The following is a 23,205-nucleotide window of genomic DNA, read 5'->3' on the forward strand; positions in this document are numbered from 1 at the left end:
TTTTAATACTCTAAAGGTTTATATCTTCTGAAAATTTTGTAAAAATCATAATCGTCTCCGGTAAATTTCCTTTTTTCAATCATTCTGAATTTTCCTAAAGAATCTTTTTCTTCTACTACAATTGTATCTGATACATCAACTCTCGCAAACTCATCTAAAGAATCTCCTTTAATTCTAAGAAAACTTGTAGTAGTAGACCCTGTAAGAATTAAAGAATTTATACATTTTAGGTCTGAATTATAGCTAAGATTCGGATAATAATCTGAATTTCTAATATAAATGAATTCTTTGCTTTTAGGATCATAAATAAATAGTTTTCGGATCGTATTTCCACCTCTTCCTGCTATTCCGCTTTGATAGGTAAAATCTTTAAAACCATCGCTATTGAAATCTGAAATTTCAGCATTAATTCCTGTAATTCCATCTTTATCAAAGTAGTAACAATGGGTTTGTTCCCAATGATGAAAATAACCATCTTTTGATTCAACCCAGATTTTTTTCAAATTATAAAAGACTACTAATACAAATGTATCTTTTGTTTTTAGATTGGTAAATTTTTTAACTTCAACTTTTGATTTTGATTGTCTGCCGATATGTACACTATCAACAAATTTTTCATCTAAAATATATGAATCATCATTTTCATTTTTTCGGCAAGAATTAAAAATGATTGTAATAAATAAAGCCGCAAAAAAAATCTTTATATAATTCATAGTAAAAATCCCTTCCAGAACATTGACTGAAAGGGATTATAAATTTATTAATTTATTCAATTAAATCAATCCAAACTGCTCAAAATGATGCGTGAAATGTTTTCGGTGCATCAATTCCCACATTTCTTTATTGAGTTTCCCGAACACGAAATTCATATGTTCAGCCTGCGGATTTTCTTTATAATAAATGATAAATCTTTTCAGGTTATCCATGAAAGACTGTTTGGCTGCTTCCAGGTTTTTATGCTTTAATTCCAAAAGCTTTTCATCTTCCGCTAAAAACGGCGCCGGGAAATCTTTCGGCATCTTTCTGTGGTTGTACAGAGAATCCTGCCATTTTTCCAATTGCTCTTCGGGCGTGAAACATTTATCCGCTTCCGGTTCGCCAAGACTTACCAAAACACCGTGTTCCAAATGTTCGATCATCTGCTGAGGAGACATTTTACCCCAACCAGGCTGAGTGGATTCCGTTAAACCATTTAAAGTTTTCTGAATATTTTTCAGATTTAAATCAATAAAAGGAGACTGTTTGGCCACCAACGTTAAAATTGTTGCTACACAAACGATCTCATCTCTTTGATTAACAACCTCAACCAGCCATTTCACCACTCCCGAAGGAATATTTCTTCCTTTTACACCTCGGTTGATTTTTTCTTTTGCCGTTAAATAGACCGTAATCGTGTCTCCCGCATAAACCGGCTTGAAGAACGAACAATTTTCTAATCCATAATTGGCAATAACCGGACCTTTTTTCCCGGAAACAAACAATCCTGCCGCTGCAGAAAGGATAAAATATCCGTGCGCAACGGTTTTATCAAAAATAGTTCCCGTTAAGCTTGTTGCATCGGTGTGCGCATAAAAATGATCCCACGATACATTGGAGAAATTTACAATGTCCGCATCGGTTACCGTTCTTCCTGCTGTTTCCAAAGAATCTCCTACCTCAACTTCTTCAAAATATTTCTGGAAAGGATGTTTGTCTGAATATTTTTTCTCAGCGCCCTGCTGATAAACTTTTGTAATTGCCGTTAAAATATCCGGGGAACCCTGAATTGCCGTTTTCTGAAGAAAGAAATGAAGACCGTTTAGTCCGCCCATTTCTTCGCCACCTCCTGCTCTTCCGGGACCTCCGTGCATTAAAGTAGGAAGCGGCGAACCGTGACCTGTACTTTCTTTCGCACTATCTCTGTTCAACACAAAAATTCTTCCGTGCTGAGAAGCCATTTTCCATGAAGTTTCAGCAACGAAATTATTATCGTAAGAAACGATGGAACCCACCAGACTTCCTTTTCCTCTTTTTGCCAACGCCGCAGCTTCTTCGGCATCTTTGTAGGGCATTAACGTAGACACCGGACCGAAAGCTTCCACATCGTGAGAGATATTTTTTTCAAATGGTTTGTCATTCAGGAAGAGTTTCGGGCTCATGAAAGCTCCGTTTTCGTAATCGGCATCTACCAAATCATGTTTACCGTCGTAAATTAGCTCAGTTTCTGCTTTCAGCAAATTGATTTTTCTAACCACCTCGTCATACTGCTGCTTTCCAACCAAAGATCCCATTCTTGTTTCCCTGCTTAACGGATTCCCGATTTTTGTTTGGTCTAAAGCTTTAGACAAGGCATGCTGAACGTCGCCTATCAAATTCTCAGGCACGACAATTCTTCGGATCGCCGTACATTTTTGCCCGGCTTTTGTGGTCATTTCGTTACGAACTTCTTTGATGAACAGATCAAATTCCGGAGTTCCCGGCTTTGCATCCAAACCCAGGATCGAACAGTTCAGAGAATCTGCTTCCATATTAAAACGAACCGCATTTCCTGCAACTGAAGGTAAAGATTTTAATTTCCTTCCTGTCGTCGCAGAGCCCGTAAACAACACAGAATCTCCATCCTGAACATAATCCAGAATATTTCCCGGCTCACCGCAAACTAACTGAACCGCACCTTCCGGAAGCAATCCGCTTTCAATCATATCCTGAAAAACGGCATTGGTTAAATAAGAACCAAACGGAGACGGTTTTACAATTGACGGAACACCTGCCAATAATGATGTCGAAAGTTTCTCCAACATTCCCCAAACCGGAAAGTTATACGCATTAATCTGAATGGAAACGCCTTCACTAGGCGTTAAAATATGCGTTCCTAAAAAAGTTCCGTTTGCCGAAATTCTCTGCGTATCACCATCCACCCAAAACGGGGTATTCGGAAGCATTCTTTTAGCCAGTCCGGAATAGGTGAAAAAAGTCCCAAAACCTCCTTCAATATCCACCCAGGAATCTACGTGCGTGGCTCCTGTTTTGTATGATAATTCATAATATTTTTTCTTTCTTTCCAAAAGATAAAGCGCCACTTTTTTCAACATTTCCCCACGATCGTAGAATGTCATGGATGAAAGGTTTTTGTAGCCTACTGTTTTTCCGTAGTCTAGAGCTTGTTCAAAATTCAGACCTTCCGTATCGGAAATGGCTACCTGCTCTCCATTGACAGCATTGTACAAAGGAATTCCGTTTCCGGAACCTTCGATCCATTCACCGTAGATATAGTTTTTTAATTTTTCCATATAGTTAATTTCTATTTCTTCAAAAACCTCATAGGTTTTTAAAACCTATGAGGTTTAATTTTACTTAAATTTAATCAATGATCATAAAATCATACTCAACATTTGATTGATGATATTCTATAAAATTATCTACTGTATCAAAATATTGCATAATTTCTGCTCTTACAATCTTAGTCTCTTTGCCCAAATTAATATAAGATTGATATGATGAATATTTCCAATCATCAATATTTTCAATAAATCCATGATTAACAGGATTATTATGAATATAATGAATTAATTTAATCAAATATTTTTCATCATTTACCTTTTTCCTTTTTAAATAATCAAGAAAGAGAGAACCTTTTCTATGATATCTTTTATTATATGCTTTTGCATAACCATTCAGTAAATTACTGAACTGCTTCATTAAATATTTATGCTCATTTACATTCAAAATCTCACTTAGCTCCTTAAATCTTAATAATAAATGAAAGTGATTGGGCATTAAACAATACGCATATATTTCCGCTATCGGAACAATATATTTGGTAAGCTTATCTAAAAAATACCTATAATTTTCCTGTTCTCTGAAAATCAAATCTTTTCCATTTGCATGGGTGTAGACATGATAAATATATTCACATTCAAAGTTTTCTGTATTCAACTTTTTTTCAGTATTTGTGTTTTTTATTTATTCTAAACCTCATAGGTTTTAAAAACCTATGAGGTTTAATTAGGCTTAACAAAAGACAACTATTTCACATCATCCCAGATTCCGTAATCCACCACTTTCGTAGGAATCTGCTGAACATATTGTGTGAAAGGTTCACAAGGTAAAATAGCATCTTTTCCTTCTCTTGCCAATTCCTGATACAGCTTTGTGCCTTCCGTTTTCCATTTGATCATTTCATCGGAAACATCACGGATAATTTTTGCCGGACTTCCCACGATCAGTTTTCTCGGTTCACATATAAAATTAGCAGGCACAAAAGCCAAAGCTCCGATAATGCATTCATCTCCAATAATGGCTTTATCCATCACAACAGCATTCATCCCAACGAGACAATTCTTTCCGATATGTCCGGAATGAATAATCGCACCGTGACCGATGTGTGCAGATTCTTCTAAAATGGTTTCAATCCCGGGAAAAACGTGAAGGGTACAATTTTCCTGAACATTAGCTCCGTCTTTGACAATAATTTTACCCCAGTCCCCACGGATCACTGCATTAGGACCGACGTAAACTTCTTCACCGATTTCCACATTTCCAATGATTACCGCCTGTGGATGCACGTAAGCGGACGGTTTAATAATGGGACGAATTCCGTGATATGAGTAGATATTCATAAATTTTTTGTTAAAAAATTTAATGTAACAATGAATCAGTTTACCAATTTACAATTGAAATTAATTCTATAATTCAGTAATAACTAATTTCAAGAATATTACATTGTTAAACTGTTACATTGATACATTGTTAATTGGTATATCATTACATTATTAAAAAAGTTATACTTTTTCAATCACCATCGCATATCCTTGTCCGACACCGATACAAAGGGTACACAATGCATATTTTTTATTTTGTTTTTGAAGTTCCATTGCCGCAGAACCTACGATTCTAGCTCCGGAAACACCAAGTGGATGACCGATTGCTATTGCGCCTCCGTTTGGATTCACTCTTGAATCGTCATCTTGTAAGCCCAATGTTCTGGTTACTGCCAGAGCCTGCGCTGCAAATGCTTCATTCAGTTCGATGACATCCATATCTTCTAATGACAGACTGAGTCTTTTTAGTACTTTCTGAGTGGCTTCAACAGGTCCTATTCCCATAATTCTTGGTTCAACACCCGCCACTGCTGAACCTAAAATTTTAGCGATTGGCTGAAGTCCGTATTTTTGTACGGCTTCTTCACTGGCTAAGATCAATGCTGCTGCACCGTCATTCATCCCGGAAGCATTTCCTGCGGTTACTGTTCCTTCTTTTCTGAAAGCCGGACGTAGTTTTCCTAAGCCTTCCATGGATGAAGTCGGCTTGATGAATTCATCTTTATCGAAGATCTTCGGCTCGCCTTTTTTCTGTGGAATCTCAACTTTTACAATTTCTTCAGCAAGCCTACCGTTTTCCTGAGCTTTTGTTGCTTTTTGTTGTGACCAAAGGGCAAATTTATCCTGATCTTCACGGCTGATACTGTGAATATCCGCTAAATTCTCTGCGGTTTCGCCCATTCCGTCTACCCCGTACATTTCTTTCATTTTCGGGTTGATGAATCTCCATCCGAAGGTGGTATCAAACATCTGGCTGTCTCTTCCGAAGGCTGTGCTTGGTTTTGACATTACATAAGGCGAACGTGTCATATGCTCTACTCCACCTGCGATATAAATTTCACCTTCTCCAGCAGCGATCGAACGAAATGCATTGGCCACCGCAGACATTCCTGAAGCGCACAGCCTGTTTACCGTTTCACCTCCAATTTTATATGGAAGTCCTGCCAGTAAAAGTCCCATCCTGGCTACGTTTCTGTTATCTTCACCTGCCTGATTGGCACATCCGAAAATAACGTCCTCAATTTCTTCCACCGGAACTTCAGGATTTCTTGCTACGATTTCTTTAATAACAATAGCTGCCAAATCATCGGCTCTTACTTCTGAAAGACCTCCGCTCAATTTTGAAATGGGAGTTCTTATGTAATCTATGATGTATACGTTGTTCATGATTTAATTTGAAAATGTGTTAATTTGAAAATGAAAAAAAGCAGTAAAAATAATTTTAAAATTGCTTCATTCTCAAATTTCCAAATTTTATAATTCTGTTACTTTTTTTCCAATTTTATATACTGTTCCGACAAATTTTGCAACCAATTCTTCGTGCTGATTGGTAATTTTAATGTCGTAAACAGCGGTTTTTCTGGTTTCGTTAACCAAAATGCTTTCTGCCCTGAAAATATCGCCCTCTTTTCCTGCTTTGGTAAAGTTGATAATGCAGTTCAGCGCTACGGCAGCATCTCCGGAGTTGTTGGATGAAAATGCCAATGCAGAATCTGCAAAAGCGAACGTAACACCTCCGTGAACCGTTTTTAGCCCATTAATCATTTCCTTTTTAATAGGCATTTCTATTAAACAATAATTTTCTTTGACTTCGATCAGTTTGATATTCATCCATTGGGAAAAATAATCCTGATCGAACATATATTCTGCAACCTGTCTCGGATTCATCTTAATTTGTATTTGTTATTTCTTCATATAATTCATCAACCAATTTGTCATAAATACTCATAGTTCTACCTAAAATGATCTGTTCATAAGTAAGACTTTCCGATTTTGATGGATTTTCTGTTTGAAAAGATTCATTTAAATCAATTCCAAACTCATTGGATAACCTTTTAATTATTTCACGGTATTTTTCATTGAATTTTCCTAATAATTCAAGTTTTTCCTGGTAATCATTTATCGAAGAAAGCTCTTGAACAATATATTGTTTTTCAATGTTCAGTCTTGTTTCCAATTCGGCTCTGAATCCATCTATATTCATAGTTTAAAGTAAAAATTTAACAATGTAACAGTTTAGTTTATCAATTGAGATGCTTTAACAAGCTCAGCATAACAGTACGGCTGGTACATTGATACACTTTATAATTTACGAAGTAACGGACTTTGTCTGTATCTATCCTCCTGATACTCATCATAAAGATTTTCAAGGACTTCACTTACCAGATCGTATCCAATTTCTTTTCCCCATTGCAAAAGACCTTTTGGATAATTTACACCTTTCTGCATGGCTAATTCAAGATCTTCATCAGTGGCAATTCCCAATCTTTTTGCTTCAACAGCTTCATTGATAAGCATGGAAAGAATTCTGTGAAAAATATCATCGTACAATACTTCATCCTTTTGAGGAACAGGATTTTGTGCACCCTCAGCATAATCATAGAAACCTTTTCCGGTTTTTCTGCCATGAAGTTTGGCTTCAGACATTCTTTGCTGGAGAAGAGATGGCTTGTATTTAGGATCGTAAAAATATTCTTTGTACACAGTTTTTGTGACGGAAAAATTAACGTCAACACCAATAAGATCCATTAATTCAAAAGGTCCCATTTTAAAGTTTCCTAATGTTTTCATGGCATCATCCACCTGCTCTACCGTTGCGATATTCTCTTCCACTATTCGTAATGCTTCTCCATAATAAGGGCGTGCAATTCTGTTTACGATGAACCCAGGAATATCTTTGGTAATGACAGGTGTTTTGCCCCATTCTTTCATTAAGTTATAGATTTTCCCGGGTAAAGATGTATCCGTAAGAAGAGATGGAATGACCTCTACCAAAGGCATCAAAGGAGCCGGGTTAAAGAAGTGGATTCCAATAAAACGCTCCGGCTTTTGTAATTCGGCACCGAGAGAGGTGATGGAAATGGATGATGTATTGGAACCGATCACACAGTTTTCTGAAACGTGTTGCTCCAATTCTGTGAAAACTTTGGTTTTGATTTCTTTGTTTTCGATGATGGCTTCAATGATCAATTCGCAATCTTTGAAGTCTTTCAGTTCAGTAGCGATGGAAATATTGTTTAAGATCTCAGTCATTTTCTCTGCTGAAATCTTTTGTTTGCCAACCAGCTTGGTCAATGTTTTTTCCAATCCTACGGTTGCCGTTTCTACTTGTTTGGCGTTGGCGTCGTAAATCCAGACTTTGCATCCGTTCGTTGCGGCTACCTGTGCAATGCCGATTCCCATTGTTCCGGCACCGATAATTCCTACATTTTTCATAATTAATAATGTAACAATTTAACAATGTAGCAGTTTACCAATGTAAAAACTTTTGGTTATTGTTACATTGTTATATTACTACATTGTTACATCATTTCTATTTCCCTTTATATTCAGGTTTTCTTTTCTGTAAAAAGGCAGTTACTCCTTCTTTAAAATCTTCTGTTTCTGCGGCTTTCTGTTGGAGATCGCCTTCTAGTTCCAACTGCTGCTTCAGCGTATTGTCGTAAGAATGTGCGAATGCCTTTTTGGTTAATTTTAAACCAACTGTCGGCATATTGGATACTCTTTCTAAAATTTCCAGTGATTTTGAAACAAATTCTTCCTCAGTGAAAACTTCAGCAACCAAACCGTATGATTTTGATTCTTCAGCCGATAATTTTTTTCCGGTAAATGCTAAATAATTGGCTAATTGTCTTCCCAATAATTTTGGTAAAAAGTAGGTTCCGCCTGTATCAGGAATCAAACCGATATTGGAAAATGCCTGTGCAAAATAGGCTTTTTCATTTGCCAGAACAAAATCGCAAATCAGTGCCAGCATCGCTCCTGCTCCAACTGCAGGACCATTTACCAAAGCTACAACCGGTTTTTTGCAGTGTGTAATTTCCATCACCAAAGGATTGTAATAATCTGTTACAATTTTTCTGATGATATCATTATCATGATGATCGTTTCCTTGTACAAAGGCGTCATCTAAATTCTGGCCCGAACAAAAAGCTCTTCCTCTTCCTGAAATAGCAACACATCTTACCGCAGGATCGTTGCTGCATTCATTTATAAAATCTTTCAAATCTGATAAAGATGGCTTTGTAAGCGCGTTCATGGTGTCAGGTTGATTCAGGTAAGCAATTTTTAACTTTCCTTCAAAATGGGTCTCAATATTGAGTTGCGTATACATAGTATTAATTTTTTAATTTGAAAATTATATAATTTGAAGATGTTTTTAAGCAATTTTTGTTAATTAACTCATTCTCAAATTTACACATTTTCAAATTGATTAATGGCATTTAAAATAATCAAAAGGTTCCAGACAGTCTAAACACTGATACGAAGCCTTACACAAAGTAGAACCGAATCTGCTGATCTGTTTTGAATTCATCGAACCACACCGAGGGCATTTTTTCGGTTTTCCGATGTGGTGTTCGTCTGCTCCTTTTTCGGGGGGAGTGATTCCGTAAGCACGGAGTTTTTCTCTTGCTTCATCCGTGAGCCAGTCTGTTGTCCATATCGGAAACATTTTGGTCACTACCTTTGCTTCCCAACCGTTTTCTTTCATGATCTTGATGATGTCCTCCTCTATCGTAAACATAGCGGGACAGGCAGAATAAGTAGGCGTAATGGTTACTTCACAGGAGTTTTCTCCAATAACTTTCGCTTCTCTTACAATGCCTAATTCCACGATATTGATGACCGGAATTTCCGGATCGGGGACGTGAGATAATATTTTTAGAATATTTCCTTCCACTTAATTATTAATTATTGTGGTTCAATTAATTATTTTATTAACTGAATTTTTATTATTTACATCAGTTATTTTCACAATGTAGCTTCCATTATTCGGAATGTTAAATCTGAATTTCTCAGAAAGTATATTGTCAAATTCTTTTACCATTTTTCCGGAAAAATCAAATAACTGAATATTTTTGATTTTTGATTTTGATGAAACCTCGAAAAAATCTTCATTTTTATAAATTTTAGTTTCATCGCTATTTTTAGTATGTTCTTTTATTAAAAGTTTATTCGAAAATAATCTTGTTGTTAAGTTACCTGCTTGTGTATTTAAATAACCATTACATAGATTATTCCACCAGTCGCTAAGCTCATTCAATTCAAAACCTGAGGAAAAGTTTTTAAATGTCTGTAACTTTGAATCTATATTTGGCATATTATACATCGCAAATATTTCTGATTTCCCATCTCCATTAGAATCAAAAGCGGCCAATTTTCCTTTTATTTTATTTGAATCAAAATTTACAGAACTCCAATATGCATTTGGCCCTTGATAGCTAAAATTCCCCGATGCTGTTCCTTTGAATAAATGCATCCTTGTTTCATTATTACCAAAATCATAAAATGTGATAATATCATTAAATCCATCATTATCAAAATTTCCAGAGACTATTCTATTATTAAATTGGCTAAAAGGATATCCTGTTGACCGCCATCGTTCTTGAAATTGAAAATTTGTACCTGAACCTACAAATACGTCTATACTGACTTCATTGCTACTAGGATGATCATAAAATGTAGCGATATCATCATTTTTACCATCATTATCAAAATCTCCAGAAATAACTTTACTAATTATTCTATTAGAAGGGTAATTTATATTTTTCCAAAAGCCGTCTGCGCCCAGGTATTCAAAGCTTGTACCTGTTCCACGAAATACATGTATTCTTGTCTCATTATTCCCATAATCATAAAAAGCTGCAATGTCATCTATTTTCCCATCATTATCAAAATCTCCTGAAATGACTCTATCGCCTAGCAATTTCGCATCATATCCTGAAGCCGACCAAAAACCACCGGCGCCCAAATATTCAAAGCCAGAGCCCGTGCCTCGAAATACGTGAATTTTGGTTACATTATTTCCATAATCAAAAACAGCAGCTATATCATCATACTTGCCATCATTATCAAAATCGCCTGCTACAACTCTATCAGAAAATAAATCTAATGGATATCCGGTAGATTCCCATGTTTTTTTCACAGAAGATATTATATTAGTATTTGCAACATTAGCTACGTACAAAAAAGTTTTGTCTCCATTCGTTTCAAAATAGGCAATATCATTTTTAATTCCATCATTATTAACATCTAATGACACTACATTGGATGTTCTGTTTGAATCAAAGAAATTTGTATTGTCAACAACAAAAACTTTGGTATTATTATCTATTGCTTTTGTATAGTCTAAATAATATGCTAAGGAAGACATTTGTTGTACTGCACGTCTTTCTTTAGCTCTCTGATTTTCACCAAAAGGGTCTTGATTAGGAGAAACCCCGACATTACTAGCCGGATCTATTCTAGTTTGTGCATGTACACTTACAATATTTAAAAGTTTACGTAAAGTTGCAATCTCCGCCTGGTTAAAATTATTTGTATTGAAGTTTGCATAATATGCTAAAATTGCTAAAGTTTCTACAATATCATCTTCATAAATAAAAGAGAAAGATAAATTGTCTAATTTTTCACAATCCCTATTACTGTAATAAGTACTTACTGTTCCAAAAAAGCTTCCCGGCAGATAAGGATCTTCATAATTTACTCTATATTTTATAAGATGATTTGTGGCTTTTTTAATAGCATCTAATAATTCCTGCCTAAAAAGAATATTTGATTTTGGAATACAGTCAAAAGATTCTGTTAAACCTCTTAAAATAATAACATGATAATTAATTCTCGCTTCATGATATACTGGCTCGTTCATAAAAATTTCATCACCATGAGGCCATGTTCCGTTGCATATACCTGTTGCGTTTGATTGCCTCCCTATAAGCCATTCGCCCAAGTCTATAATCTTACTCAAATATCTACAGTCTTGTGTAATTTTATAAGCTTTTGAAAGACCCCATAAGCCAAAAGCCACATAATTATCAGAATTATATCCTGTTAAATCCACAGCATATAAGTTATTTGCAGCCTTAACTATTGATTCATAAAGATTATTAGGCAGCTGAATATTATTCTTTTTTAAATACAAATACCCTTCACAAAGCCCCGCCAATGCACTGCTTGTCTCGTAAACATGTACCTTATTTTGAGATAAGTTACCTGGAATGTCATTTTGCTCAAAGATATCCTGTCCTTCTCTTCCTAACCAATAAATATATCCTCCATCTGTTAAGTTGTTTCCTGGGGAATTCACTTGTTGCGAAATTAAATATTCCAACCCTTTGATAATTTCAGGAGAATTAGCAGAATTTGAGTAGTAATTATCAAAATGAATCATTGCCCTAATCTGTTTGCTGGTATGCCTAGGTTGGGGATGACAACTCCAACGACCCGTATTTGCAACATCTGGATTAGCATTATAAAATGCACCATAATTTCCTTCATTTCCCGTAAAATACCCTCTAAACCAAGAACCTTCTTGCCATTTTTCCGTATTACTAAATATCGGTTGATAATTATTTGCAGCAAATATCCCCGTCAATTTCGATTGACCCATAAATGTCTTATTAAGTGTAATGACATTTTGTATTGCCGCATTATCCGCAACAATATTTTGGTTATAGGGTGTTTGTGTTATCGGTTGAATTTGTGCACTAAGTAATACTGGAAAATTCAGTATTAGATAATAAAAGAATTTCATGTTAGATGTGTATTAAAAGTTTTATTTAGTAGTAATGCTAATTTATTAACCTACCATGTACAACCCGGATACGCTCTCTGCATATACTGCAATTCACAAAGAATATATCCAAAATATTCCGTGTGATAACCCGTTCTTGATTTTGGCTGCATAAAAGGATCCGTAGGATACTCCAAACCAAACTCTTCAAAATCTTTTTTTGTAATCACTAAGAATTCTTCGTAAAGGACCTCAGCATTCGGAGCAATATTTAAAGCCACCAAATCATCTTCACCTTCTGTTTTTGCGAATAAGCCTTTTGTATATTCCCAGATATTTTCGATGGCTTTTACCAGACGTGCTCTGCTTTCCTCAGTTCCCTGAGCGAAAATTTTCATCCATGAAGCCGCATGGGTATAATGGTATTTTACTTCTTTCAAAGATTTTTGGGCAATTGCCGAAAGTTCTTCATTGGCAGAGTTTGACAATGCTTCATACATTAATTTCTGATACACTGCGAAAACATATACTTTTAAGATTGTCTGCGCATAATCTTCGTTCGGAAGTTCTGTCCAGTGGGCGTTTACATATTCGTGTTCATATCTTAAAAATGCCAGATCATCTTCACTTTTCCCGTTGTCGATCACTCTTGAAGCGTACACATAAAAGTTATTGGCTTGTCCAAGTTCATCCAATGCGATGTTCGTTAATGCAATATCTTCCTCTAAATAAGGGCCTTCACCGCACCATGCAGACAAGCGCTGCCCCATAATGAAGCTATCGTCTGCGAGTTTTAATAAATAATTGTATAATGGGTTCATTATTTTAGCTTTGGGCTTTTGGCGTCTAGCTTTTGGCAAATTCAAATTGCAAGCAGCTAACAGCCAATCGCTGTTTTACATATTTTTTACATCATTCGGGATTTCGTAGAAGGTTGGATGACGGTATAATTTGTCATCTGCCGGATCGAAGAATGCTTCTTTATCCACTCCTTCCGAAGTCACAATATATTTACTTGGAACTACCCAAACCGAAGTTCCTTCTTTTCTTCTGGTATAAACGTCTCTTGCGTTCTGCAAAGCCATTTCTGCTGTTGGTGCCTGTACTACTCCTACGTGTTTGTGGGATAATCCCGGTTTAGTCTGAATAAACACTTCCCACATATCTAAATTTGCCATAATTAAAATTAATTTAACAATGTATCAATGTAACAGTTTAACAATAATGAGATTCTTCGCTTTACTCAGAATGACAATAGGATTGTTACATTTTTACATTGGTATATTGTTATATTGAAATTTTTTCCTGTTTTTCCGCAAAAGCCACTGCTGCTTCTTTTACCCAGGCATTTTCTCTTTGCGCTTTTCTCTTGGTTTCGATACGCTTCTTGTTACAAGGCCCGTTTCCTTTTAGAATTTCCATGAATTCATCCCACGGAAGCTCCCCGAAATCATAGTGCTGTCTTTCTTCATTCCATTTTAAATCTTTATCCGGAATGGTTAATCCTAAAAATTCAGCCTGAGCAACAGTAACGTCAACAAATCTCTGACGAAGGCTGTCATTGCTTTCTCTTTTCACCCTGTAATTCATAGAGATTTTTGAGTTTGGTGAGCTGTCATCATTCGGGCCGAACATCATTAAAGCCGGCCACCAGAAGCGGTTTAGTGAAGCCTGAGCCATTTCTTTCTGCTGTTTTGTACCACGGCAAAGCGCCATTAAAATTTCGTAGCCCTGTCTTTGGTGGAACGATTCTTCTTTACAGATTTTTACCATCGCTCTTGAGTAAGGACCGTATGAATTCCCCATCAACATTACCTGGTTCATAATGGCAGCACCATCAACCAGCCAACCGATGGCGCCGATATCTGCCCAGCTCAGCGTAGGATAATTGAAGATACTTGAATATTTTGCTTTCCCTGAAAGCATATCGTCATAAGTAGCATCTCTGTCGGCTCTTACCGTTCCGTCACCTAATGTTTCGGTAGCGGAATACAGGTATAAACCATGACCTGCCTCATCCTGAACTTTAGCCAAAAGTGCCATTTTCCTTCTCAACGAAGGCGCTCTGGAAATCCAGTTGGCTTCCGGCAGCATTCCAACGATTTCGGAATGGGCGTGCTGGGAGATCTGACGAACCAGTAATTTCCTGTAATCATCAGGCATTACATCTTTGGGTTCCACTTTATTTTCGTCGTGTACGTATTGTACAAATTTTTCTAAATCCATAACTTTCAATTTAGCAATGTATCAGTTTAGCAATGTACCAATAAGAGATGCTTCGACAAGCTCAGCATGACAGTGATTGTTACACTGGTAAATTGTTAGATTGTTACATTAATTTTAAACATCATAATTAAGCATCACCACATTCGTTGTAGGATGACACTGGCAGGTAAGAACATAACCTCTGGCTACTTCTTCTTCGGTAAGCGCGTAGTTTTTTTCCATAAAAACTTCCCCTTCCAAAACTTCGGCTTTACACGTACAACAAACTCCACCTTTACATGCAAAGGGTACAGGAAGATTGTCTTTCAATGCTTTATCTAAGATACTCTCTTTTTTTGAGTTCAGATGGAATGAGTATTCATCATCATCGATGATTACCGTTACCATACTTTCGATATTGGCAATGGCTTTGAATTCATCACTCATCTCTTCCGTATTTTCTTCATCCGGAGCGGTGAAATATTCAAATAAAACCTGAATTGCCGGTACTTTTTTATCTTTCTTTAAATAATCGGCGACGCTTTTTATCATTTCGGCTGGACCGCAGATAAAATAGGTTGATTCTTTGACATCGATTTCCGGGTGTCTTTCAAAAAGCTGTTCAAGTTTGTCCGGACAAATTCTACCTTCAAACAATTGGTCTTCATGTTTTTCACGGCTAACCATATAAATTACTTTCAGTCTTCCGCTGAACTGTTCAACCAGCTTATCGATCTCAGCTTTTTTCATCACATGATTCATACTTCTGTTGCTGTAAAACAGATAAGCCTTGGAAAGAGGTTCCTGGTAAAGACTCTCTTTAATATTGGACAATACCGGAGAAATGCCGCTTCCTGCAGCCAGTCCGACGTAAGTTTTTACATTGGTAGGATGATAAGTTGTATTGAAACCGCCCATCGGAGGCATTACTTCCAATACCTCATCCATGTGAAGATGCTCGTTGAAATAGCCGGAAACTTTTCCTCCTTCTAAAAGTTTAACCAACACTTCAAGCGTATTGCTTTTTTCGCTTGGTGCGTTACAGATAGAATAAGAACGTCTTTCTTCGTTTCCGTTAATCATCATCCGGAAATTAAGATACTGTCCCTGCTTGAACCTGAATTTATCCTTCAGCTCTTCGGGAATTTCAACGGCTACGTTTACCGCATCGTTCGTATCTTTCTGAACCTTTACCGTTTTTAATTTATAAAATGAATTCATTTTGTTTTTAATATTCTATTAATTTTTCCACCTTCACATTTAGGTAAACTGTCCTGGGCATGAATTTTCACTTTTGTGGTAATTCCTACCCTTTTTTTTATTTCGTTTTCTATATTTTTTGCAAAGTTTCCGACAAAAATAGCATAATCATCGGTATTTTGAATTAAGTTTTCCGTTGCTACAAGTTCATCATCAATTTCCACATCGATATCCAGTGCGATACACATCTGTTCTTTTTCTACCGGGGTTAAATAATAATTCGGAACCACTCCTTTTACGTGGGAGAATGCTTCTTCAATCTGGCTGGGATAGACATTTACTCCTCTTACAATCAACATATCATCAGCCCTTCCGAGAATAGGCCTCATTTTCACCATGGTTCTTTTACCGCTTTCATCATAATAAAGACTGGTAATATCATTCGTCCAATAGCGAAGAAGCGGCATTGCTTTCTTTGTTAAAGTGGTAATCACCAAAACGCCTTCTTCTCCAAACGGAACCGGCTGTTTAGTAACCGGATCTAAAATTTCGGGATAAAAATGATCTTCCCAAATATAGGAACCCCCTTTTTCTTCAAAATCTTCCATCGAAACTCCCGGTCCGATAATTTCACTTAATCCGTAAATATTGGTAGCGTGAACGCCTAATCTTTCTTCAATATGATGTCTTATGAGTTCCGTCCACGGTTCTGAACCTAAAACGGCATATTTTAAACTTATTTCATCTGCAGAAATTCCTCTTTTTGCAAATTCATCAGCTAATGTTAAAGCGTAAGATGGTGAACAGCAAAGAACTTCAGGTTGGAAATCGACAATCAAATCTACCTGTCTTGCCGTCATCCCTCCGGAAATCGGAAGAACACTCATGCCCAGTTTTTCAGCACCGTAATGAAGGCCAAGCCCTCCTGTAAAAATTCCGTAACCGTAAGCATTGTGCAACTGCATTCCGGGTTTTGCTCCCGCCGCGTTCAAAGATCTCGCTACGACTTCGCTGAATACATCAATATCTTCTTTGGTATATCCAACCACCGTTGGCTTTCCTGTTGTTCCGCTTGAACAGTGTATTCTCTGCAGTTCATTTTTAGGAACAGTAAACAATCCAAACGGATAGTGATCTCTCAAATCCTGTTTGTAAGTAATCGGAAGTTTCGTGATATCTTCAATCGACCTTATATCTTTTGGAGCGATTCCTTTTTCATTAAACCTTCTTCTGTAAAATTCCGACCTCTCTCCAAGATAGTCTACCAGCTTTATCAACCGCTCAGATTGAAGCTGTCTCAACTGGTCGAGCTTTAAATATTCAACTGAAAAATCCATATTAACTAACTAACACTTGTTAGGTGTAAATGTAAAAAGATTTTTTGTTTCTGCCAAATTTTTATGATTTTCATCATACGGGTATTATTTGATCTAAAAATTGATCTGATATTTAGGGTAAAATTTGCCTACCAGAACCTATCACGTTATTTATCACCGGTAAATTACCGTATCTTTGCATCTTATACCGATTTGTATATTTTGTATATCAAGAACGGTTTTAATAGTAAATTAAACTGATTATAAAATATTGTATGAAAAGATTAGTTTTAGGATTATTTCTTTTTGCTTCATGGCAATTTTCCGCGCAGGAATTGTATATGCCGAGAAATATTAAGAAAGCATACGAAAATGGTACGCGTGATTTATCGGGTGCACCGGGAAAAAACTACTGGCAAAATAAAGGGATTTATAATGTAGAGGTAAAAGTGGATGCCAATTCTAAAATGGTTTCCGGAAAAGAAACAATCCTTTACAGCAACAACAGCCCCGACAATCTTTCTGAACTTGCGATACGATTTGTAAATAATCTGCATAAACCACAGGCTCCGAGATCGGGAATGGTTTCCAAAGATTTTTTAACATCGGGACTGCATATTAAATCATTTATTGTAAATGGTGAAAAGTATGCGATCAACAGTGAGAATTGGGGAACTGTTGAAAAAGTAAAGCTTAATTCTGTTCTAAAATCTAAAGCCAAGGCTGAAATAAAAATTGAATGGGAATATCCGTTATCGGTACAGAGCGGAAGAGAAGGACAAATTGATCCTGAAACATTCTATGTAGCCTACTCTTTCCCAAGAATATCCGTGTATGATGATTATAACGGTTGGGATATGCTTCCGCATTCTGACAGGCAGGAGTTTTACAATGACTTTAATGATTACAGTTTTGCCATCACCGCCCCAAAAAATTATGTAGTCTGGGCAACCGGGGATTTCCTGAATCCGGAAGCTGTTCTTCAGTCCGAATATTTAAAAAGATACAAAACTTCTTTGAAAAGTGATAAGGTGATTCATGTAGCTACCGGGCATGAAATGAAATCCGGCAAGGTTACAAAGCAGAACAAATGGAATGTGTGGAAATTTAAAGCCAGCAATATCACAGATTTCTGTTTTGCATTAAGCAATCATTATGCATGGGACGCTTCAAGCGTACAGCTGAAAACGAAGAGGGCCAGCGTACAGGCATCTTATGGACCCGAAGCCAAAGATTTTGAACATTATGTGGAATGGATGCGTTATAATCTGGAGTGGTTTTCCAAAAACTGGCCCGGCGTAGAATACCCTTACAATGTAATGACTGCGGTGCAAGGATATGCCGATATGGAATATCCGATGATGATTAATGATACCAGCATTCCTGATGACTTTCAGGATGCACGGTTAACAGCTGACCATGAAATTGCACATACCTATTTTCCTTTTTATATGGGAATCAATGAAACAAGATATGCTTTCATGGATGAAGGCTGGGCCACCACACTGGAATATCTTATCGGGATTGACGAAAACGGGGAGGCTAAAGCCAAAGAATTTTATAAAAATTTCAGGGTGAAAAGATGGATTAATGATCCTTCTGCGGAACAGGATCAACCCATAATTACGATGAGTACACAAGTAAGCGGTGCAGGATACGGAAACAATTCCTATGTAAAGGCTTCATTATCTTATCTTGCCTTAAAGGATTATCTTGGAGATGACCTTTTTAAAAAAGCACTTCATCATTATATGAATAACTGGAACGGGAAACATCCTATTCCATGGGATTATTTCTATTCTATGAATACCGGTTCCGGGAAAAACCTCAACTGGTTCTTCAATAATTGGTTTTACACGAATAATTATATTGATCTTAAGGTTGCCGGAGCCAGCCAGATGAATGATCTTTTAACGGTAAACATAGATAATGTGGGCGGTTTTGTCATTCCTTTTGAAGCCGAAATCAGCTATGAAGACGGAACAGCGGAAAAACTTCACTTCTCGCCTTCAGTCTGGGAAAAAGATCAAAGAAAGGCAATGCTTACTATCCCGATTACCAAAAAGGTAAAATCGATAAATCTGAACGGCGGAATTTTCATGGATTATACGCCGGATGACAATAAGAAAACTTTATAAAAAGTTATAAAACAAGTCCGGCTGTTTCATTTTGAAACAGCCGGACTCTCGTATTTATGAAAAGGGTTATTAATTAGTACAGTCTTAATCCCGATCTTGCTCCTGATGATGCTACCACAGACTGCATTCTTGTTTTTTGTCCTGCTGAGAACATAAACATGGCCGCATCATCCACATAGTCCATATAATTCATGAACATGACAGATCTTTGTACACCTCCGCAGGTATTATATAACGGATAGCTTGGTTTTCCATAGTTTGGACCTGTTTGCGTAGGAGTATCAGTAACAAGATCATTTCCACAGTTGGCATCTCCCCAGATGTGTCTCAGGTTAAGATAATGTCCCACCTCATGCGTAGCAGTTCTTCCTTGATTGAATGGCGCTGATGCACCCGTTTTTCCAAAATAAGAAGCAGCAATTACCACTCCGTCATTCCATAAACCGGAAGATTCTGGAAATGTTGCATATCCGAGGATTTGTCCCATATTTCCTACCACCCAGATATTAAGATAATTAGCAGGACTTGTAGCGTCAATTCCGCCGCTGGAAGATCTTTTCATGGCGTCATTGGTGCTCCAGCTTGTTTTGGTAGTAGATTTTCTTACCGTGTTTGCCAGCCTGAATCTTACTTTAACATCTCCGGCTTTCACACCCTGAAAAGCAGTCGGAATTTTGGAGACATCCGTGTTTGTCCCTCCGTAATCTGCATTCAGAACAGCAATCTGCTCTGCAATGCGGGCAGCGGAAATATTTTCTGTTGAGGTTCTGTATAAAACATTTACCACCACGGGAATTTCAACGGTACCGTCTGAAAGTACTTTCCCTAATTTAAGATCATTGGTAAATTTTTCTGTATTGGCTTCAAGCTCAGAATATTTTTGTCTGAGTTCGGCACTGTTCTGAAGAGCCGTTTTTCTAATGTCTTCAGACGGACATCCCCTTTTAAAGGCTGATCCCCCTAAACTTTCTGTGTTGTTTGATGACTCTTCAGTCTGATTGTTAATGTTGTCACTGTTACACGACAAGAAGCTCAGCATAAGAACTCCGAATAGTAGTTTTTTCATATACATATATTTTCTGTTACAGAAAATGAAATTAAAAAATTCAGAATTACTACACAAGTATTTCACCAAAATGTTACTTAATTTTATTATTCAATCAATAACAATTTTAATATTTATATGAAAAAATATCAATCTAAACAATTTTTCATTGTTTAAAAATTACATTAATTCAAATTTTATTACATCTTTATTTTAACCTGCAAACCCGTTTTTAATAGCAAAAACAGCCAGTCCTACGCGGGTTTTGAGATCAAGTTTATCACAAAGCTGATCCCTGTAACTTTCAACCGTTCTCGGGCTGCAGCACATTTTATCTGCAATTTCTTTATAGCTAAGCTCAGTAACAGTGTATTTGAGAAACTCTTTTTCGCGTTCGGAAATCTTAATGTGATTTGCCGGATCGTCGTTATTCATATTGGAGAAAATAATTTTTGAAGCCCAGTCGGGATAGAAGAATCCATCGGTGCTGAGTCTCACGAGTGCATTTTCAAGCTCTTTTGGATGTGTATTTTTCAGCAAATAGCCTTTTGCCCCGTTTTTTATCATTTTAATAACGCTTTTGTCGTCGCCCTGCATGCTTAATGCCATTACCTTAATAGCCGGATGATTTTCCCTAAGCCACAATACTGTTTCAAATCCGTCCATGATCGGCATGCTGATATCCAATAAAATAATATCCGGAATTTTGCTGTTGTTTTCAAATTTCTGAATAAGATCTTTTCCGTTCTCCGCCACATAAACCACTTCAAATTCAGCAAAATTACCGATGATTCCTTCTAATGCTTTTGCGATGAGTATGTGATCATCAACGATCACTATTGTCTTTTTCATGGCTGTTTCTTTAAAATAATATTGAGTGCGGTCCCAAAATTTTCGCGGCTTTCCAGACAAAAATCAGCTCCGATTATTTCGGCTCTGTTCTTCATATTGGTGAGCCCGATACCGTTTGATTTGATTTTTGACTGGTCAAAACCGATACCGTCATCCTGAATATTCAGTTCCCAAAGTACCTCATCAGAAGTGTTCAGGGTAATCTGTATATTTTTGCAATTGGAGTGTTTTATACTGTTCTGAATGAATTCCTGTGTAATTCTCAGCAACACATTTTTATGAACAAATCCTAAATCCAGCTGCCTGAAATTGCATTTGAATGATACCTTACATTTTTTAAAAGCATTGGTATTATCTACTTCTTCCTGTATTAAAGTTACAATTTCCTTTTGATTGATTTTATCATCAGTGAGTGTTTTTGAAAGGCTTCTGAGATCCTGCAGAGACTGGTTGATAATCTGCGAAACCTGATCAATTCTTTCACTGACTTCAGGAACTTTATTTTCATACAGAAGCTGTTGGGTGTAAAGACTTACAAGCGTAAGCTTTTGCCCTATATTATCATGCAGCTCACGCCCGATCTGCTGCATGGTTGCCTGCTGGATTTCCAGTTGTGTCGCCAGAAGCTCACGCTTGTGAATCTCATTTTTCACTTCAATTTCATGGAGGTATTCTTTTTTACGCTGCCTGTATTTGCGGATGTACATCATTACCGCTGCAACAAACAACACAAAAAACATGTTGAATAAAATAATCGTGATCAGGAGCTCTGTTTTCCCCATATGAATGAAATTGAGAATAACATGTACATCATAATTCCTGAAATGAGAAAATACGCAAAATAAATGTTGAATATTTCACGGTACTGCTTAATAAGTTCCAGGAAAGTCCAGAACGGTAATGTTCCGATATAAAATAAGGTTACCCCAAGATTGATATAAAACATTCTGTTTTTATCAAAATTTAAAATATCAGAATCGTTAATCTGTTTATAATATTCCATGACTACGAGGATCATTAAAATCAGGCATCCCAATGTATAGTTTAGAGAAAACATGACTTTATTTTCGGAATACAAAAATTCGCTCGGGATGAATGAAATCAGATAAACGGAAGAAAGAATAAAAAAAAGATTCACCTTCCTGAAAGATCTTGCAGCATACAGCCAATAGAAAAAAATAAACTGTACAGGAATTACAAAATAGTTGTAAAAAGCCTGTTTATTATACTCAAAAAAAAGTCCGCCCCATCTTCCGATACTTTCACTTAAGAAAATAAAAACTAGATAAAACACAAAGTATTTCCAGTATTTATCTTTTATTCTGCTGTAAAATATGAGAGAGACAGCAGCCGAAATCCCTTCTGCCCAATACATAAATTCGAATGCTGTTCTTTGGAAATCACTCATCGTGCTTACTGTTAAAAAATTTCTTTCTTTTTGACAAGAACATTAAAATAATTCAGTTTTTGTACTGTCTGGTGGTATTAAAGCTCCATGGTTCTGGCAAACTATTTCACTTTCGGAATTTGCATTTTTTGCGGAGGCCATAGCAAGCACATTTCCGTCTCCGCTCAATGTTAACGGGTTAAAATCATAGCTCAGCATTTCACCGTTTTCGTCCTGCCTTTTTATGGTAGGAATCATTACCAATGTATGTTTTCCCGCATATTCTCTTCCTATTGGAGTACCGTTCATAACATCCCAATTTTCAAGATCCGGATAAGCAGCATAATAAAAACGGATCCCCAGATCTTCGGGATTATTTGCGGCGGCTAAAAGTTCAATATCAGCAATAAATTTTTTCAGTGTTACAAGATCGAAGTGGATAGAATGCGCATCGTCTATCCCCATTTTGTCTTTTACAGATTTCAGTTGATTATTTCTGTAATTATTGACCAGAGTCTGGATAAAATTCTGCGTCATTGTATTAGGAGGCAGGTTAAGATCCATGGTTCCAGTTTCGGAGGTAGTTTTTGTTTTCATAAGTTTGCATTTTAATGTTTAGTTAATTATGCAAATTTCGCAAAAATAACATTGCTGCGACATGGTTTTTTTCCTGTTTATTTTCAGGGATTTTACGGATTGTATATTTATGCTTAAATTTTATGAAAAGACCTGTAATAAAATAAGTGCCGC

General features: G+C 36.6%; 22 protein-coding genes. 1 reads left to right on the top strand and 21 read right to left on the bottom strand.

Features of this window, described 5'->3' with window-relative positions:
• Positions 1-2: 2 nt before the first annotated feature.
• The 16 genes from BUA76_RS17820 to BUA76_RS17895 form a co-directional block, all read right to left on the bottom strand.
• Positions 3-503 (bottom strand): XAC2610-related protein, encoded by a 501-nt coding sequence (locus tag BUA76_RS17820; RefSeq protein WP_143149941.1) that lies wholly within the window; start codon positions 501-503, stop codon positions 3-5.
• Positions 504-773: 270 nt separating this feature from the next.
• Positions 774-3,269, bottom strand: a complete 2,496-nt coding sequence (gene paaZ, locus BUA76_RS17825) for a phenylacetic acid degradation bifunctional protein PaaZ (protein WP_072886157.1) — start codon at positions 3,267-3,269, stop codon at positions 774-776.
• A gap of 70 nt (positions 3,270-3,339) precedes the next feature.
• The gene (locus BUA76_RS17830) at positions 3,340-3,915 is read right to left on the bottom strand and encodes a transposase (protein ID WP_072886158.1); all 576 of its coding nucleotides are present in this window, start codon (positions 3,913-3,915) and stop codon (positions 3,340-3,342) included.
• Positions 3,916-4,004: 89 nt separating this feature from the next.
• Complete coding sequence (locus tag BUA76_RS17835; RefSeq protein WP_072886159.1) at positions 4,005-4,598, bottom strand: acyltransferase; 594 nt, start codon at positions 4,596-4,598, stop codon at positions 4,005-4,007.
• A gap of 162 nt (positions 4,599-4,760) precedes the next feature.
• Positions 4,761-5,966, bottom strand: a complete 1,206-nt coding sequence (gene pcaF, locus BUA76_RS17840; RefSeq protein ID WP_072886161.1) for a 3-oxoadipyl-CoA thiolase — start codon at positions 5,964-5,966, stop codon at positions 4,761-4,763.
• Between the two features lie 87 nt (positions 5,967-6,053).
• Positions 6,054-6,467, bottom strand: coding sequence for a PaaI family thioesterase (locus BUA76_RS17845; protein WP_072886162.1), 414 nt, complete (start codon positions 6,465-6,467; stop codon positions 6,054-6,056).
• Between the two features lies 1 nt (position 6,468).
• Positions 6,469-6,783, bottom strand: coding sequence for a hypothetical protein (locus tag BUA76_RS17850; RefSeq protein WP_072886164.1), 315 nt, complete (start codon positions 6,781-6,783; stop codon positions 6,469-6,471).
• A gap of 98 nt (positions 6,784-6,881) precedes the next feature.
• A complete protein-coding gene (locus tag BUA76_RS17855; protein WP_072886165.1) occupies positions 6,882-8,015 on the bottom strand; it encodes a 3-hydroxyacyl-CoA dehydrogenase NAD-binding domain-containing protein in 1,134 nt (377 codons plus the stop codon).
• 97 nt (positions 8,016-8,112) lie between these two features.
• Entirely contained in the window at positions 8,113-8,913 is an 801-nt protein-coding gene (locus BUA76_RS17860) for an enoyl-CoA hydratase/isomerase family protein (RefSeq protein ID WP_072886167.1), read from the bottom strand.
• A gap of 99 nt (positions 8,914-9,012) precedes the next feature.
• Positions 9,013-9,480, bottom strand: a complete 468-nt coding sequence (gene paaD / locus BUA76_RS17865; protein ID WP_072886168.1) for a 1,2-phenylacetyl-CoA epoxidase subunit PaaD — start codon at positions 9,478-9,480, stop codon at positions 9,013-9,015.
• Between the two features lie 21 nt (positions 9,481-9,501).
• Positions 9,502-12,333, bottom strand: a complete 2,832-nt coding sequence (locus BUA76_RS17870; RefSeq protein ID WP_072886169.1) for a T9SS type A sorting domain-containing protein — start codon at positions 12,331-12,333, stop codon at positions 9,502-9,504.
• Positions 12,334-12,383: 50 nt separating this feature from the next.
• Complete coding sequence (paaC, locus tag BUA76_RS17875; RefSeq protein WP_072886172.1) at positions 12,384-13,172, bottom strand: 1,2-phenylacetyl-CoA epoxidase subunit PaaC; 789 nt, start codon at positions 13,170-13,172, stop codon at positions 12,384-12,386.
• A 36-nt stretch (positions 13,173-13,208) separates the two neighbouring features.
• The gene (paaB, locus tag BUA76_RS17880; RefSeq protein WP_027373980.1) at positions 13,209-13,490 is read right to left on the bottom strand and encodes a 1,2-phenylacetyl-CoA epoxidase subunit PaaB; all 282 of its coding nucleotides are present in this window, start codon (positions 13,488-13,490) and stop codon (positions 13,209-13,211) included.
• Positions 13,491-13,599: 109 nt separating this feature from the next.
• Positions 13,600-14,538 (bottom strand): 1,2-phenylacetyl-CoA epoxidase subunit PaaA, encoded by a 939-nt coding sequence (gene paaA / locus BUA76_RS17885; RefSeq protein ID WP_072886173.1) that lies wholly within the window; start codon positions 14,536-14,538, stop codon positions 13,600-13,602.
• Between the two features lie 114 nt (positions 14,539-14,652).
• Positions 14,653-15,738 carry a 2Fe-2S iron-sulfur cluster-binding protein gene (locus BUA76_RS17890; RefSeq protein WP_072886174.1) on the bottom strand — a complete coding sequence of 362 codons (1,086 nt, stop codon included), beginning with the start codon at positions 15,736-15,738 and terminating at the stop codon, positions 14,653-14,655.
• Complete coding sequence (locus BUA76_RS17895) at positions 15,735-17,054, bottom strand: phenylacetate--CoA ligase family protein (RefSeq protein WP_072886175.1); 1,320 nt, start codon at positions 17,052-17,054, stop codon at positions 15,735-15,737. Before BUA76_RS17895 ends, BUA76_RS17890 begins: the two co-directional genes overlap by 4 nt.
• 254 nt (positions 17,055-17,308) lie before the next feature.
• Here BUA76_RS17895 and BUA76_RS17900 point away from each other — a divergent pair, with 254 nt between their 5' ends.
• Entirely contained in the window at positions 17,309-19,171 is a 1,863-nt protein-coding gene (locus tag BUA76_RS17900; protein WP_072886176.1) for a M1 family metallopeptidase, read from the top strand.
• 73 nt (positions 19,172-19,244) lie between these two features.
• On the opposite strand, the gene BUA76_RS17905 is transcribed toward BUA76_RS17900, so the two are convergent.
• The 5 genes from BUA76_RS17905 to BUA76_RS17925 form a co-directional block, all read right to left on the bottom strand.
• The gene (locus tag BUA76_RS17905; RefSeq protein ID WP_072886196.1) at positions 19,245-20,237 is read right to left on the bottom strand and encodes a zinc metalloprotease; all 993 of its coding nucleotides are present in this window, start codon (positions 20,235-20,237) and stop codon (positions 19,245-19,247) included.
• Between the two features lie 192 nt (positions 20,238-20,429).
• On the bottom strand, positions 20,430-21,068 hold the full coding sequence (locus BUA76_RS17910; protein WP_072886177.1) for a response regulator transcription factor: 639 nt from the start codon (positions 21,066-21,068) through the stop codon (positions 20,430-20,432).
• On the bottom strand, positions 21,065-21,850 hold the full coding sequence (locus tag BUA76_RS17915; RefSeq protein WP_072886178.1) for a sensor histidine kinase: 786 nt from the start codon (positions 21,848-21,850) through the stop codon (positions 21,065-21,067). The genes BUA76_RS17910 and BUA76_RS17915 overlap by 4 nt, the downstream gene beginning before the upstream one ends.
• Complete coding sequence (locus tag BUA76_RS17920) at positions 21,829-22,476, bottom strand: hypothetical protein (protein WP_072886179.1); 648 nt, start codon at positions 22,474-22,476, stop codon at positions 21,829-21,831. Before BUA76_RS17920 ends, BUA76_RS17915 begins: the two co-directional genes overlap by 22 nt.
• Before the next feature lie 42 nt (positions 22,477-22,518).
• Positions 22,519-23,052 (bottom strand): hypothetical protein, encoded by a 534-nt coding sequence (locus BUA76_RS17925; protein WP_072886180.1) that lies wholly within the window; start codon positions 23,050-23,052, stop codon positions 22,519-22,521.
• Positions 23,053-23,205: the final 153 nt, after the last annotated feature.

Origin of the sequence: Chryseobacterium takakiae, from assembly GCF_900129385.1 — a bacterium.
In the GTDB taxonomy this organism is placed as follows: Bacteria; Bacteroidota; Bacteroidia; order Flavobacteriales; family Weeksellaceae; genus Chryseobacterium; species Chryseobacterium takakiae.